The organism is Alteromonas sp. KUL17 (assembly GCF_006538305.1).
Taxonomy (GTDB): domain Bacteria; phylum Pseudomonadota; class Gammaproteobacteria; order Enterobacterales; family Alteromonadaceae; genus Alteromonas; species Alteromonas macleodii.
The window spans coordinates 190,529-206,251 of the sequence record NZ_BJKJ01000004.1; the positions used below are offsets into that span (position 1 = coordinate 190,529).

At 41.7% G+C, this 15,723-nt stretch carries 14 protein-coding genes; 8 read left to right on the forward strand and 6 right to left on the reverse strand.

All coding sequences use genetic code 11. The features are described from left to right. Positions 1 to 154 precede the first annotated feature (154 nt). From KUL49_RS05610 to KUL49_RS05620, 3 genes are read left to right on the forward strand one after another with little or no spacing between them, the layout of a single operon-like run. Positions 155 to 1,066 (forward strand): family 16 glycosylhydrolase, encoded by a 912-nt coding sequence (locus KUL49_RS05610; RefSeq protein ID WP_131136589.1) that lies wholly within the window; start codon positions 155 to 157, stop codon positions 1,064 to 1,066. A gap of 11 nt (positions 1,067 to 1,077) precedes the next feature. Next, a complete protein-coding gene (locus KUL49_RS05615; protein ID WP_131136590.1) occupies positions 1,078 to 2,787 on the forward strand; it encodes a sodium:solute symporter family protein in 1,710 nt (569 codons plus the stop codon). Further along, on the forward strand, positions 2,784 to 4,292 hold the full coding sequence (locus KUL49_RS05620; protein ID WP_131136591.1) for a sulfatase-like hydrolase/transferase: 1,509 nt from the start codon (positions 2,784 to 2,786) through the stop codon (positions 4,290 to 4,292). The genes KUL49_RS05615 and KUL49_RS05620 overlap by 4 nt, the downstream gene beginning before the upstream one ends. A 70-nt stretch (positions 4,293 to 4,362) precedes the next feature. Here KUL49_RS05620 and KUL49_RS05625 read toward each other — a convergent pair whose 3' ends face one another. Then, the gene (locus KUL49_RS05625) at positions 4,363 to 5,124 is read right to left on the reverse strand and encodes a helix-turn-helix domain-containing protein (protein ID WP_131136592.1); all 762 of its coding nucleotides are present in this window, start codon (positions 5,122 to 5,124) and stop codon (positions 4,363 to 4,365) included. A gap of 165 nt (positions 5,125 to 5,289) precedes the next feature. Here KUL49_RS05625 and KUL49_RS05630 point away from each other — a divergent pair, with 165 nt between their 5' ends. After that, positions 5,290 to 7,134 (forward strand): FAD-dependent oxidoreductase, encoded by a 1,845-nt coding sequence (locus KUL49_RS05630; protein ID WP_131136593.1) that lies wholly within the window; start codon positions 5,290 to 5,292, stop codon positions 7,132 to 7,134. Positions 7,135 to 7,299: 165 nt separating this feature from the next. Further along, complete coding sequence (locus tag KUL49_RS05635) at positions 7,300 to 8,307, forward strand: family 16 glycosylhydrolase (RefSeq protein ID WP_131136594.1); 1,008 nt, start codon at positions 7,300 to 7,302, stop codon at positions 8,305 to 8,307. Between the two features lie 153 nt (positions 8,308 to 8,460). Here the strand turns inward: KUL49_RS05635 and KUL49_RS05640 are convergent, their stop codons facing one another. Together KUL49_RS05640 and KUL49_RS05645 are read right to left on the reverse strand one after the other, a co-directional pair. Further along, the gene (locus tag KUL49_RS05640) at positions 8,461 to 9,237 is read right to left on the reverse strand and encodes an alpha/beta fold hydrolase (protein ID WP_131136595.1); all 777 of its coding nucleotides are present in this window, start codon (positions 9,235 to 9,237) and stop codon (positions 8,461 to 8,463) included. 33 nt (positions 9,238 to 9,270) lie between these two features. Then, positions 9,271 to 9,657, reverse strand: coding sequence for a PaaI family thioesterase (locus KUL49_RS05645; RefSeq protein WP_131136596.1), 387 nt, complete (start codon positions 9,655 to 9,657; stop codon positions 9,271 to 9,273). A 147-nt stretch (positions 9,658 to 9,804) separates the two neighbouring features. Here KUL49_RS05645 and KUL49_RS05650 point away from each other — a divergent pair, with 147 nt between their 5' ends. Beyond that, a complete protein-coding gene (locus tag KUL49_RS05650; protein WP_242633729.1) occupies positions 9,805 to 10,713 on the forward strand; it encodes a GlxA family transcriptional regulator in 909 nt (302 codons plus the stop codon). A gap of 47 nt (positions 10,714 to 10,760) precedes the next feature. Here the strand turns inward: KUL49_RS05650 and KUL49_RS05655 are convergent, their stop codons facing one another. Both KUL49_RS05655 and KUL49_RS20770 read right to left on the reverse strand, forming a co-directional pair. After that, positions 10,761 to 11,744 (reverse strand): alpha/beta fold hydrolase, encoded by a 984-nt coding sequence (locus KUL49_RS05655; protein ID WP_131136597.1) that lies wholly within the window; start codon positions 11,742 to 11,744, stop codon positions 10,761 to 10,763. A gap of 282 nt (positions 11,745 to 12,026) precedes the next feature. Continuing rightward, a complete protein-coding gene (locus tag KUL49_RS20770; protein WP_165477876.1) occupies positions 12,027 to 12,227 on the reverse strand; it encodes a hypothetical protein in 201 nt (66 codons plus the stop codon). On the opposite strand from KUL49_RS20770, the gene KUL49_RS05660 reads away from it, so the two are divergent. Both KUL49_RS05660 and KUL49_RS05665 read left to right on the forward strand, forming a co-directional pair. Continuing rightward, on the forward strand, positions 12,136 to 12,363 hold the full coding sequence (locus KUL49_RS05660) for a helix-turn-helix transcriptional regulator (protein ID WP_242633730.1): 228 nt from the start codon (positions 12,136 to 12,138) through the stop codon (positions 12,361 to 12,363). The two genes, KUL49_RS20770 and KUL49_RS05660, sit on opposite strands and share 92 nt — an antisense overlap. 334 nt (positions 12,364 to 12,697) lie before the next feature. Continuing rightward, complete coding sequence (locus KUL49_RS05665; protein WP_131136598.1) at positions 12,698 to 13,825, forward strand: MFS transporter; 1,128 nt, start codon at positions 12,698 to 12,700, stop codon at positions 13,823 to 13,825. A 212-nt stretch (positions 13,826 to 14,037) separates the two neighbouring features. On the opposite strand, the gene KUL49_RS05670 is transcribed toward KUL49_RS05665, so the two are convergent. Continuing rightward, the gene (locus KUL49_RS05670) at positions 14,038 to 15,684 is read right to left on the reverse strand and encodes an amidohydrolase (RefSeq protein WP_308805566.1); all 1,647 of its coding nucleotides are present in this window, start codon (positions 15,682 to 15,684) and stop codon (positions 14,038 to 14,040) included. Positions 15,685 to 15,723 lie beyond the last annotated feature (39 nt).

Genomic DNA, 15,723 nt, shown 5'->3' on the forward strand with positions numbered 1-15,723 from the left:
ACTTAGTCGTAAAATCACTATAATAGCAATTATAATTAAAGCACAAGTGATTTTGTTAGCAATATGTAATAAATATAAAAATAATATGTTTGATGTTTTAAACTAAGTAGATTATTATCGTAATATCTATTATAGCAATTAGAGGCAGGTAAGTATGAATGTTTGCAGAAAAATGTCTGTGTTAACGGTAGTCGCATTGGGGTTAGGTGCGTGTTCTGATCTAGCAGAGACAAAGGTGCAGCCGCTATTAGAAGCGAATAACGATAATTATACGCTGGTCTGGAACGATGAGTTCGATGGAAATGCGATTGATGAAACTCGTTGGCAGTATCGACTAGATTGTAAGCACTGGAGCAAACAACAGCAATCTAATAACGTCGTAGCTGATGGTTACTACACTATCTTATTAAAAAAAGAACGTGTGGAATGCCCCAATAATACCTGGTTGCAGCCGGGCCAAAAAGAAGGTGATGAGCCCGCTCGCGTTGTGCATTACACGGGTGGTGGGGTTATCTCTAAATCACTATTTCGCTATGGTTTTTACGAAGCGCGCTTAAAAACACCGGTGGGTGCTGGTTGGCATAGCTCTTTTTGGATGATGAAATACCTAGAAAAACCCGAAAACAGCGACAGTCTTAAATTTAATCCGCTGGATGATCCAAGTTTACACAGCCACATCGAACTTGATCCCTTTGAAAATGACTCCATCGATCCTACCCATTTTCAAACCGATGCCCACCAATGGAAACCTGAACCAGGGACCGAAGATAAGGGCCGCAAACAAAATAAAGTTGGCACTAAGCAAATTCGATTTAATGACGGCACTACACTAACGGAATTCCATGTTTATGGCATGGAGTTTACCAAGACCCACGTGCGCTATTATTTCGACGGAAAACTGGTGAGCGAAACAGAGTTTCCAGCCTCCCGTTACAAACACAACGACGTGAATATTTGGCTCACTGGGCTAGGAACCTTCCTTGGAAATACTCAAGCAATAGATGACAGTAAATTGCCTGAGCAAATAACCGTTGATTATGTGCGCTTTTTCAAAAAGAACAATTAAGTGAGATAATTTTGACTTCATTTGACGTTTCAATTGCTATCACCTTCGCATTGCTTGTTGTTCTGCTAGGACTCTCTTTTGGCAAAAAAGAAGGCTCGGTATCCTCTTTCTTCGCTGCTGGAGGCGCAGTTCCCTGGTGGATTTCCGGACTTTCCTTGTTTATGAGCTTTTTCTCTGTAGGAACCTTCGTTGTATGGGGCTCTATTGCTTACAAGACGGGGCTTGTTTCTGTCACAATACAAACAACAATGAGCCTAGCTGGACTTGCAGTTGGGTATTTCATCGCGCCGAAATGGAATCGAACTAACGTTTTAACAGCCGCAGAATTTATCTCAACAAAGCTTGGGCATGCATCTCAGAAGTTCTATACGTATCTTTTTTTCATAATCTCTATCTTTAGTGGTGGTGCGTTTTTATACCCTGTTGGAAAAATGATAGAAGTCACAACGGGCATACCGCTTGTCTCGGCTATTCTTTTTCTCGGCGTACTCATTATTGCCTATACCGCCGTAGGTGGTTTATGGGCAGTTTTGGTTACCGACGTTTTGCAATTTATCGTTCTAATGGCCGCGGTTAGCATAATCGTCCCCTTGGCATTTGAGGAAATTGGTGGTGTGGGTATGTTTATAGCTAACGCACCCAGCGATTTTTTTCAGGTAACAAACGCTGAGTATGATTGGCTATTTATGGCCGCGTTTGGCTTCTATAACATGGTTTTTATTGGTGGAAGTTGGGCATACGTACAGCGCTACACGAGTGTTAAATCAGAAAAAGATGCAAAAAAAGTTGGCTATCTATTTGGAGTTTTATACCTAATTGCGCCGATCATATGGATGTTGCCACCTATGGTTTACCGCATTATTAGCCCTGATACAGCCTCCACTGACGCCGAAGGAGCTTACCTACAAATCAGTAAATTAGTGGTGCCAAATGGATTAATGGGGTTAATTCTTGGCGCGATGGTATTCGCGACAGCCAGTTCCGTTAACACCACATTGAATATTGCCGCAGGCGTATTCACTAACGATATTTACCCACAAATAAAACGAAAACGTAGTGCGTTTGAAACTATGTGGGTTGCTAGAACGTCAACGGTATTTTTTGGCGTATTATCGATAGTTATCGCGCTTTGCGTATCAAGCATGGGGGGTATTGTAGAGGTCGCTTTTAGTTTAGCCGCTATTACTGGGGTTGCCTTATTTCTACCTCCTATATGGACGCTATTTTCGGACAATCAAACACAGTTGAGTGTTATTTCTACTAGTGCTATCAGTCTTTCAATCAATGTCGCTTTTAAATTTTTTATCCCAGAGCTATTGGGGATATCGCTTGACCGCTCAAGTGAAATGTTTGTGGGTGTGATTGTGCCAATATTCCTTTTGGCAATTTGGGAACTTTACTACCGCTTTCTTTCCAATACACATAATGCGCCCGGCAATAAACAACCGGTTCAAAGGGCGGGCTTCTCTCCCTCTAACGTAAAAACGCCAGAAGCCACTCATTCAAACGACTTCCCCCCTTCGACTAACGATGCCAACGAACAAGGAAAGAAAATTATCGCAATTGGCATTGGTGGTATAGGGCTCATTATTTTCGGCTTGGGCCTTCAAGCTGACAAAGGGCAAAACACTATCCTACTGGTGGGCACTTTTGTATTAGCTTTATGTATTACCGTATACCCCAAAATATTATTTAATCAACGTAAGGACACTCACGTATGAAGTACTTATTGTTATCTCTTATCTTAATTTTTAGCCCATTCGCATTCGCTACCCCCGAGAAAAAACCGAATGTACTTGTGCTCTTTTTTGACGATATGCGATTTGATACATTTTCTTATCGAGATGGGCCAGTACCAACCCCAAATATCGATATGCTTGCAGAGCAAAGTGTACAGTTTAACTCAGCTATGACGACAACCGGCCTTTGTTCACCTTCAAGGGCTGCCTTATTTACCGGCAGATGGGGGCACAAAACGGGCCTCGACGACAATGTTGAGCTGTTTCACTCTCGTCAATACCAACTCTCGCCTTCTGAAGGGGGACTAATAAAACGGGCGGTAGATAGCGACTATTTTGTAGGATATGTTGGTAAATGGCATATAGGCCCCCAAGGGCCAAAGATACGTGGCGCTCAATTTATTCGGGAGCACGCAGATACGCGCACCAGAAAGCCTCGCCATTATGTACCTTACGCCGATGTAGAAAGTATTAAAGGCTATTATCAAGGGCAGCGAGATGAAAACGGTGAGAAACACGTTTACTACCAAACTATACCGGGTACTTATAAAGATACAGAAGCGTACCATAAAGTTGAGTATGGAAAAGAGATGTTGGTTGCGGCCGCTCAACAAGACAAGCCCTTTTTCGGCGTGGTGAGTTTTAATCAACCTCACCCACCCTATCGTGTTCCCGAACCGTACGCCAGTATGTTTGATCCCAAGGACATTTCTTTGCCCGACAATTTTGTGCAAGAAAGAAATTTTAAACCAATGGCGCAGGACAAGGTATTGTGGCCTTGGCATGATGTGGGGCATATGACAGAAAGCGATTGGCGTCGTTCTCAGGCACACTACTACGGCGCCATAGCAATGGTTGACGACATGGTTGGGGAGCTATTGCAAACAGCGAAAGACCTCGGTTTATATGATGATTTACATATTGTTCTTTTAGGCGATCAAGGGAGCATGATAGGTGAACACAATCTTTTTGATAAAGGTCCATATGCCTATGACGAACTCATGCGCATTCCCCTACTCTATCGGAATCCAGATACCACGCCCAAAGTAATTACCCGGCAAGTATCGATGATAGATTTGGCGCCCACATTAGGTGAGCTAATGCACCTTCCCAGTGATGGGGACGTAGATGGGCGCTCATTAGTACCGCTTATGATAAACGGGGACAAGGCTGAAGCAGACCAAGAGGATACCGCACTTTATATGTACGAATGGTACAACGGAGCTTGGTTTGGACTAAGAGCGCTGCGCACGCCCGACTTAAAATTCGTTTGGTACCCGGGAGATAACAGAGATGAACTCTATGATTTGAAAAAAGACCCTGGTGAACTTACAAACTTGATTAAAAACGCTGACTATAAGCAAAAGCTAGCCCATATTACCTCACTTTTAGAGCGTGAAATGGCGCGGGTAGATGATCCTATGTTGGACGTATATCAACATCACCTGAAAAGTATTCTTTTACAAGAGAAAGAAGCGAGCTGGTAGCAATATTATTAAGTCCCGATTGTTGGCCTACGCTTTAAAGCAGCGGCCAACAATTATTCCCCATATATCTTTACGGTACCGGCATTTTGCCCAATTCACTTTCTATTTTAGTTCGAGCATCTTTAAGCACACATACAAGATCATCTACGTCTACAGGTTTTATTTTACCCTGGAGCGCAATGGCTGAGTTGGCTGGGGAGCCTATGGTCATTGCTAAAGAGTAATAAGCTTTGTCATTTTCCGCTTGAAGTTCATGACTTTGAAAAAGTGCGTAGCCACGCTGTTTAATTTCTTCCAGTTCACTAAGCAGGCTCTCTAGGCCATCTGGAAACCCTTCGATAACCTTGTTTTGATATGCATCTATAACAGCTTCTCTCGGAGAATTAGCTAACATCACCATACCGATACCGCTTGTGGTGGCGCTACGCACGCCAATTCTACCTATCCCTTCGGTAGCGCGCATACCTGGCTTTGCGTGATAAATAAATGAAACCGTATCAAACCATAACACACCCATTGCAACGGTTAAGTCAAATTTGCCAAGTTGCTCCAACGTAGGCATTGCGCTTCGAAGCAATCCTGAGGCATATAAGCTCTGAGCTGAAAGTACGTGTATACCTGGTCCTGGAATGTACTTTCGTCCCTTTGTTTGCTGTGTCATTCCAATTGAAGCAAGGGTTTTCAAAAGTCTGTTAACCCTAGTGCTATCCATGTTTAGCTTTTCTGATAAATCCTTCCCCCCTACGGGCATGTCAGAACCAGCAAGAGCTTGCAACACTGAAATCCCGTCCAAGATGCTCTGATTTATTTGTGCGCCTGGTTTTGTTTTCATTTGTTTTCTATCTTTCAACGATCAAAGTGAATTACAGGGATCATACCACAAAAGTTACAAACGCAATTTAACCGAAATCAACTAAAACAAGCTAACCAAAATTGCTATTATAGAAATTTAGTGGTAGTTTTGTTCTATATTAAACCGCTATAACAAAGGTAAAGAATGAAGAGTTTTATTGATTTGGCTGATCGCTCTAACGACAACTGGACACAAATGGGAAACTTTGAAAGGAAGACACCCATACGAGATAAAACAGTAACGGTTGATGTAGCAGTCGTAGGTGGTGGTATGGCGGGAATCTGTGCTGCTGTTGCCGCGGCTAGAAATGGCGCGAAAGTACTCCTGATCCAAGATAGAGCGGTATTAGGAGGAAATGCCTCAAGTGAAATTAGAGTAATTGTGCATGGTGTAACAAAGTTAAAAAGTGGGCTTCCAGAACGAGAAACGGGAATTTTAGAGGAAATTCTCTTGCTCAACCGTTTTTGCAATGAGCAACACTCATTTACTGTATGGGATCATGTCTTATACGACTTCGTTACCCGCGAACCCAATATAACCTTGATGCTTAACACCCATGCTGTGCGCTCAGTAGTGGAAAGTGAAAAAATAGTTCAAGTGTTATGCTGGCAGTTGAGCACAGAAACCCTAATCAGTGTGAAAGCTAATACTTTTATCGATTGCTCTGGCGATGGCTTGATGGCAGCAACAGCCGGTGCAGAATACCGCACGGGTCGTGAGGGTAAACAAGAATTTAATGAGCAATACGCGCCTGACGAACCTGATGGTTGGCAAATGGGGGCCACTATTTTGTTGTCATCAAAAGACATGGGAAAACCTATGCCTTATCAAGCGCCCCCGTTTGCGATTAAGTATGACGCTGACAAAACACATCCAGATAGACGCATCATTCCTTTTGTTGAAGGGTTTTGGTGGGTAGAGGTAGGAAGTAACGATGACATTATAGGTACGGCAGAAACAGATATGCATCGGCTACTCGCGTTTGCGTACGGCGTGTGGGAGCATGTTAAGTGTTCGGGGCTTTATCCGGAAGCTGATAACTTTGCGCTTGATTGGGTAGGCTCCCTTCCAGGTCGGCGGGAGTCACGACGGTTTATGGGAGACTATATATTATGCGAACCCGATCAACTGAGTCTTAAGCAGTTTGATGACGCAGTGGCCTTCGGAGGCTGGCCTCTTGATGAACACAACCCTGGGGGCATTGAGAATCTTGCGGAGCCACCGAGTTTTTGGCACGAGCACTTTGAAGAAGTGTACCAAATCCCCCTTCGTTCTCTATATTCCAAAAATATTAAGAATTTAATGTTTGCTGGTCGCAATATTAGTCAAACCCACGTTGCGTTATCTTCATCTCGCGTAATGGGGACATGTGCTGTACAAGGTCAAGCTGTGGGTACTGCTGCTGCATTATGCTTAAAGCATAGCGCACTACCAAGAGACATTGCGACTGACCATATAGATGAATTACAAGAGCAACTGTTACGGGATGATGCATACATTCCTCAACGCTATGCAAACGACCCTAACGACCTATCGCGAACAGCAGACAGAATTATTGCCAGTAGCACCCTTTCAGGCGAAGTGAAAAACCTAATAGATGGTATGGCAAGAGATGAGCGGGGTGAAGTTCATCATTGGTGTAGCAAAGGTTTAGGCGCTACCGTTTCTTTTGAGTGGGATACACCTATAGCGGTTTCTCAAATAGAGGTGAAATGCGACACCAATGTGAAGAAAAACATAATGATGCTAAAAAACACCCGTGAAAATGAAGCCTATACCACAAAGATCCCTGTCGAGTTGTTAAAGCGTCTTACCCTTGAATTAAATATAAACGGCGTTTGGAAAACGATTTGCGAGAAAGATGATAATCAACGCCGGCTGATAAAGTTTAATTTCGAGAAGCAAAAGATAGATGGCTTCCGTCTAACTTTGAAAGAAACCTATGGCGCTAAGAACGTTAAGTTATTTGAGGTAAGATGCTACCAATAACGCGAAATTAAGCAATTTGTGCTTTAACAACCATGTTAAAGCACGCCGATTTTAGATCCCTTCTCTACTTCTTTACATTTTCACTACAACTTTTCATCGTTCTATATTAAAATCCTTAATACATATGATGTTTTTTATAAGACTATCTTTAAGGGCAAAACTAACATGCCAAATATTCAAATCAAAAAAGTCTATTCTTTTGCTTTATCGTTAAGTTTCTTTTTTAGCGTTCAATCAAGTGCCGCCCCTGTTTTCCCTCTTTCCGACCCTATGAATAAAGGAGGTTGGGTACTAAATAAAGAAGTAAGCGATGAGTTTGATGCGGATAAAGTAGATGAAGACAGATGGTTCATTGTTGGTAAATTTAAAGACGGTAAACCGCAATATGTTCATCCTGACGACCCAGATAAATGGGTGTGGAAAGGTCGGGCTCCTTCACAGTTTTCAGGCCGTAACTATCGCTTAGAAGATGGAAAGCTGATGCTTGAAGCACGCTGGGAGCCTGATTTCCCGTTCACTGATGAGATTAGAAAGCCAACGTTTGGTGAACCCATGAAGCACGAAAATATCACTACGCCGTGTTTCATAGGTCGCCGTTCTTTTACCTATGGCTATATTGAAATTAAGAGTAAGTCTGCCGATGCGGAAGTCACCAGTGCGTTTTGGTCTATGGGTCCAAAAATGGAGTTCGACTTTTTCGAGTCGTTTGGCGACAGCCGAGAAGATCCTAATAAAGACCATTTAGACAGCGAGCTATGGTGGTCTATTCGCGACTGGGAAAAACCCGTCAGCGGCAAACCCAGCTACACGGAAAGAAAGCAACTCGGCTTTAGAATGGCTGATGACTTTCATGTTTACGGTATTGAATGGAGCGAGGACGGCATAAACTATTACATCGATGGTGAGCTATTTTCATCTGTGACGCCAGAACAAGCGAGTGCATGGGCTAAGCAAAACCGTGAAGGCCTTCCTGATGACTACAATGGATACGTGGCCACCCGCCCTATCAATTTATGGCTCGATATGGAAACCTTTCCATGGCATGGCTACCCAAATAGCTTAGAAGATTTAGAGAAGAACAGTCCTGAAAGCGAAAAACACGATGGTGTGGTAGATTTTGAAATTGAATACATTCGCGTGTGGCAAAAGCTTAAACACACTATTAATAAGTAGAAGCTTCTTTAAATAAGCGTAGTAAAACACAAAGCGTTTTCAAAAATGCTAGAAATTCCTCTCCCCCCCGCGGACCTTATCAACGTAAACGGAAAAGTTACTTCGAAAGTTCTCTCAGGTCCATGTAAATATTTGAATTACTTGAAGTTATTACTAATTAAACAACGTTGAAATTTGCCGAAATACTGCATCTTTGTGTGTTACATGAGGCAAATGACCACAGTGGTCTATTATGCATAGCATTGTTTCTGCAGCTATATGCTTGGCAATATATTGCGGTATTGCTACTGACCCAAATTCGTCGTCAGAACCATGAATGATTAAACTTTTGCAGTGGATATCAGATAACCCGTCGAAATGCCATTCTTTAAACTCGTCTCGTAGCCATACTTCGGTCCATGCATCTAGTACCCACTGAGCTTTATTTCCATGCCACTTTCTTAACTTCTCGAACTGTTGTGACTCAGTAAACAGCTTTTTTGCGGCACGAATGCCTTCAAGTGTTTTGTTCTCTACATAAGCAGGTGCAGATATTGATATAAGCCCTACACATTCCTTGTCTGTAGCGGCTACATTCAACGCTATGGCACCTCCTGCGCTATGCCCCAAAACTAAAAACTCTCTAATACCCAAAGCCTGCTTTAATTCTACAAAATAATCCTGCGCTTCTTCTTGAATGAAATTACTCGAAGGCAAAGCTTGACGAGGATACGAAAACCCAAAGCCCGCACGGTCATATGCAATGACCGGCCTATTAAATGCAAGTGCCAGTTCTGCTGGAAATTTTCGCCATTGCCCTACTGATCCCAACGACTCGTGTATTAATACCAGCGGTACTTTTGAATGAGAGGAATTTGGCGACCAGGTTTTAACGAATATTTTGCCTCTTCTAGTATTAACAAATTGCTCTTTTTGATTGACTTTCAACATCGAACTGCCCCTAAAGAATAATGATAAGAGGGCTTAGTTTCTAACTAAGTGATATGCTAATCCGGTAAAACAAGCTATTTTCGTTTGCTCCTCATCTGTTACAAGGATCTCGAAGTTACTCAGCTTATTAGATTTCGATATGTTACGAGCTCTCGCAATAAGCTTAACGCCTACAGCTTTGTTCAAATACCGGATATCAGCTTGAATACCAATCGCTGTGTGGAACTGATTGCACGCTGTTGCAAAAGCAATGTCTGCAAGAGAAAAAATAACGCCCCCGTGAACACCTCCTAAACCATTCATATGGGCATCATCTAGCTCCATTTCAACAACGACTTCATCGGTTTGATTTTGAACCAACGTTACGCCGAGCATATTAGCGAATGCATCCCTTTCGAAATAAGAACCACCAGACTGCATACCCCCACCTTTTTATTCATGTTGATTTTGCATTGGCATTCTAAAGGTCAATTGGAACAGTTAGAATATCCGCTAGGGAAACAAATACCATCCAATTAGGCCATTATGAAAAAGGTAGCTATTTTAGCTTATGAAGGTTGCTGGGCTATGAGTGTCCATTTAGTCAATGATTTCTTTCGTATTGTTACACTACTCGAAGCAAGGCATGACCAGGAAGCGACCTTCGACTTTGCAGTAATAACAATTAATGGAAATACAATTCGTTCAGCCAGTGGAGCGTTAATAACACCGGATGGAAAACTGAACAATGAACACTATGACATCATCGTTGTGCCACCATTTGAAGGACGCCTTCTAAGTAATATGCCTAGAGACACAGAGCATATCTCAAGATGGCTTTGTCCTTATTGGGCATCAAACACTACTGTAATTACGCTAAGTACAGCCGCCTACTTTTGGGCAAAACACCGTAGTATTCAAAAGTCACTAACGTCAATTACCGAAGTTTGCGCTACACACTGGGCATTCGTTAAACCACTAAGCCGGCAATTTCCAAATATGCTGTTCTCCTACACCCACGCCTATAGGAAAATCAGGAACATTTATTCTACCAGTACGTTTGAGGCGGGCATCGACGTGTTGCTTTCTGTGGTTGCAAAAGTGAAAGGGGATGTTTTCGCCCAGCAATGTGCAGCAAGTTTACTAGTAGATAAACCGATAAAGATGGCGCCATTGCTACCACAGTATAGACTGCATAACGACGAACGAATTGCCGTTATTCAACAATGGATAGATGATCATAGCAGTCCTCCCCTGTCGCTAAACGACTTATCTAATAGGTTTACTATGAGCGAAAGAAACCTAAAGAGGCGATTTAGCTCGGCAACCGGCATTTCCGTAACTCAGTATATACAAGCAGTAAGAATAGATAAGGCAAAGAAGTTACTTATTTCAACTGACAGAAGCGTTAAGGAAATTGCTCTTGAAGTAGGTTATGAAAATGATGGATTTTTCACCCGTCTTTTTAAAAAAAATCACAGGCAACACGCCAGCTAAGTGGCGTGATACTGTTGGTTAAATTTAGAAGCTAGTTGAGCTATTTGTTATTTTATTACAAACTGCTTATCAATATATTGATTCATAAACCCTATAATAAGCTTAGCTAGCTCGACTGGTTTTTCTTCCATGGCAAAGTGTCCAGCGTCAATCGTGTAAAATTGTGCATGCGGTATATCTTTCAGAAATGCTCGCCCTCCAGCGGTTATAAATGCGGGATCATTTTCTCCCCACACAATTAAAGTTGGTAAACTTTGCTTACGAAGAAACTCTTGCCATCTTGGATAGGCTTGTAAGTTAGTATAGTAATCTTGAAAAAGCTGCACTTGAATTTTTCGCTGAGCAATTGATTGCAAAAATGTGCCATCATGAGTCCAACTGTCTGGACTCATAACTTCTTCTTTACCTTCTACATCACGAAGATATTGCGTTTTAATAATAGACTCTTTACTCGTAAGAGCAAACAGCTTTTCCTGCATATCTTTTGAGCGATCTTCAAAAGCTTTTTTAAAGAAATCCTGTCTTTTAGGTGTTAGCCCCTCTAAATATACATTTCCGTTTTGGGTAATTAGCCGCTCCACTCTTTCGGGCTGTGCCATCATTAGCCTAAGTCCAACCGGAGCACCGAAATCTTGCATATAGATACTGTATTTTTCTAGCCCTTTTGCCCGAACAAACTCTTCCATAACACGCGCCAAATAATCGAAAGTATAAGTAACGTTTGAAGGATCGGGTTTATCACTATATCCAGAGCCAATATTGTCAGGTGCTATCACATGGAATCGCCCTGACAATAATGGGATAAGGTGGCGATACATATGAGATGAAGACGGATAACCATGAAGAAACAGGATTGTTGGCTTATTAGGATTACCCGACTCACGGTAAAATATTTTATTGCCTTCGACCTCAATATATCTATGATAAATGGGATCTGGCCACACTGCTTGCTGTGAATAAGCGAAGCCGTTCATTGCCAGATTTAAAAGCATTGAAAAAAGTAAATAACACAAAGTACGACGAGCGTTCATATTAGCGCCTCTAAAAATCATGAAAATACAAACAGGTGAAACCTTTTTCAAGAATAGTTATACCCGCTTTTATAAAGGACCGTCGCTTACACTATAAGTGTTCAATATTAATTGAATGTTGACACTATTTCACACGACAATTTCAATGAACATGGAAAATTGACGTTCGCCACCTCTTCACCATTAGCCCAAATAACGTGTACACTTCAACACTATCGCACGCACCAATACCAAAGTGCATTTTGCTATTTAGCATATGGTGGAAACCATCCCCAGTGACACTTACATGTTGAGTTCGCTGCCTACCATAAGCCGTATCTGATTTTGAGCTAAATACCAGCGACCTCTTTCATTGACATAAACCAAGTCCATACGGCCGTCTTGGTCATAGATGAGCGAAAGTAACTTAAAGAGACGCTTTAGCGCAGCTGCTGGTATTTCAGTGACACAATATATCCAAGCGGTAAGAATAGACAAAGCCAAAAAACGACTTATTGCCACGGAAAGAAATGTTAAAGAAATAGCTTCTGAAGTAGGTTACGAAAACGACGGTTTTTTTCAGCCGCCTTTTCAAAAAAGTTACAGAAAGTACTCCCGCTGCATGGCGCGAGATTTGTAAAGTTTGAAAGTAAGGAAGATGACGGGGCGTAGACTTCGAAGTTGAATACGTTCGCGTGTGGCAAAAGCCTGAAGATATACAACAAAAGTAATTCATAATCCCGCGAACTAGAGCAATTTTACGTTGTTGAAACGCTTTATAATTATATGATGCGATCAATTGAGTTATTATTCCTCTTCGCCACTCTCGATGGCGAGACAAACTTTAATGAAATAAGAATGACTAAATACATTGAAACAAAATTTGTGCCCTTTTACGTAGTGCACAGACTAATCAGTTAGATCATTAAAACCCAGACCACAACAAATCCTGTTTTATCAATAAAGAGAATTTAATGAAAGCGCAAGCTAAGTTAATCGCGCTAATTATGATGCTTGTCATGTTTAGCCCATTTGCCATAGATTTCTACATTTCGACCTTACCCACTATTTCTGAACAATTTGGTCAAAACGGAAGTTTGACGCTAAGTGCCTTTATGCTCGCGCTTGGAATTGGACAACTGTTCGTAGGTAATATTTACGACAAACATGGACCATTTAAGCTGGTATCCGTTTCCATTGCGGTCTTTACGTTAACGTGTATTACAATTTATTATTGCGAAACATTTTACCAACTTCTCGCACTACGCTGTATTCAAGGGTTTGCAACAAGCGGCATTGCATTATCCGCGCTAGCAATGGTGAAAGATAACTTTACTGAAAAAGAAGGCGCTAAGTTATACGGATACATCAACTCGATGATGAATGTTGCTCCTGCTGTCGCGCCACTTATCGGCGCATGGATATTTGAGCTAACTGGCCAATGGCAAATATTATTCATTGGGTTAGCAATTTACGGAATTACTGTATTTCCCTACTTACTCGCTTCGAAAGATGCTCCAAAATGGAAAGATAAAACGCAGTTGAAAGCTGACTATTCTTTCTTCAAAAATAGAAAGTATCAGCATTACGGCATAGTATCTATCTTTTCTCTTGGTACCTTGATGCTCTATGTAACCATTGTGTCCCCTCTTACCCAAAATGAGCTTGGCTTTTCAGAATATAACTTTTCTTTCTATTTTGGATTTGTTGGTTTTTCGATGCTCCTATCAGGTATCATTTTTGGCAAACTGGTAGAGAAAAAACCGCTTGAGTATTTATTCTGTGTTGGGCAATTGATTGTGGCAACAGCTGTTTTACTGTCAGCCATATCTTTGGTTTACGCACATTTCATTTTAGGTGCTTTTCTATTTTTCTGTACGGGCTTTATCTTCTTGATAGCCTCTTCTACCTCATTGATGCTAAGCGAGTTTACTGAAGACACTGGCAAAGCAGTTTCAATCGTGAGTGCTTTCCAAATGATATTAGGCGCCATTTTGGGCGCTTCAGTGGGGGTTTCGTCACTTACGTTAAGCCAAAGCTTTTTGCTCGTATTGGTGCTGTATCTTTCTACTACCGTGTATGCCAGACTTGCAAGCAAGTAATTACTATAAAAGTACTTTTCAGAAACGTTAAACGCCTTTTGAAGGGTCGAACAATAATTAACAAGCAAAGCTACAAGTGGTGGCTTAAAAATATTTGTTTGCTCAGCCTCGCGGCGAGAAAACGGTGGCTCTTTCCGCTGTCTAATTGCGAGAGGCTAATTGCACTCGTACAAAGTGAGACGTGGCGTTTAATATAAACAAAGAACTAAGTACTAATGTTCATAAACTAATTCGCCATTTATATAGTGTTTTAAAACTTGGATATTTCTTATCTGGCTGGCAGAAACTGCACGAGGATCATGAGATAAAATCACGAAATCAGCGAATTTGCCTTTTTCTAAAGTTCCCCTTTTTTGCTCCGCGTTCAGTGCGTAGCTATTAGTCACTGTGTAGGCGGTGAGTGCTTGTTCAACCGATATTTTCTGTTCTGCAATCCAGCCTTGGGGGTTAGCATTATCAAGGGTGCTTCTTGTAACAGCGGCATAAATACCTTCAAACGGAGATAAAGGTGCAACGGGCCAATCCGATCCGAAAGTTAACAGTCCGCCTTGCTCTAAAATAGATTTAAATGCGTAAGCGGTAGGTAATCGTTCAGGGCCTATTCTTTCTTCCGCCCACTGACCATCATCTATTGCATGGTACGGCTGCATAGATGCGACAACGCCAAGCTCAGCTAGCTTTTTAATTGCCATTCTCGTAGGGTGTTGAAAATGCTCTATTCTGAAGCGTTTCTTACGAACCTCTCCCTTACCTAACTCTTCCATTTTATTTAAAACAAAGTCTATACCTTTATCGCCAAGCGCGTGAATTGATAGCTCCAAGCCTGCTTCATTCGCCTTTGTCATCCATGTGGCGAATTGCTCTGGGTCATTAAGGGGTAACCCATAGTAACCTGGTTCATCAGAATATTCGTCGTGAAACCACGCAGTTCTAGCCCCTAACGAGCCATCTATAAAGCCTTTAACGCCTCCATAGGAAAGCAAATCATTACCTCTACCGTGCTTTTCAATGTTTGCCGCCGCCATTTCCCACGATTCAATAGGAGTTGAAACAAACGCTCTTATTTTCATAATTCCGCGTTTTTCTGCAAGTTTAAAAATATCTAGCATGGTTGTTTCAGATGGGTAGGCAGTTACCGCATGTACTTTTGATATTCCCAAACTCAACGCAAGATCTTGCGCCATAGCAAACTGTTTCATCAGTTCGTTTTCACTCGGTGATGGAATGATATCTAAAATAAGATTAAGAGCGTTTCCCTTTAAAAGCCCTGTAGGCTCACCATGCTCATCCCGCACGATAATTCCACCTTTCGGATTTGGTGTATTGCGATCGATACCTGCAAGCTTTAAGGCCAGTGAATTGACTAACGCTTGGTGTCCGTCAATTCGTATAACATAAACGGGGTTATTTAATGTAACTGGATCAATCCAAGATTTATTGGGCAACATACCTCCCCATTTTTGATGATCCCAGTTGCCGTTCAATATCCATTGGTGAGGAGGTAAGGTTTTTGCGTAAGACGCCATTAATTGAGTGAATTTTTTTGGCGAGTTAACGGGTCTTAAATCGATACTAGCTAGCGCTGCACCTCCTTCCATAAAATGCACATGGTTATCTGTGAAGCCATGCATAACAAACTTCCCATCGAGATCTATGGTTTTCTCGTCTTTTAAATATTTTGGGATATGGTTTCCAACATGGATAATCTTTTCCTTGTCTATGGCTACTACGGACTGATCTTGCTTGCCCTCTACCCCAGTCCGTACTGTTGCGTTTGTAAAAACGGTGGCAGCTGAAGCACAAATTGAAAAGACAGAAATAAGTAAACCAAAACTGATAAAAATGAATTCAATTTTAATAGCCTTAAATTGATTATCGGTTTGTTAATAACAATACTA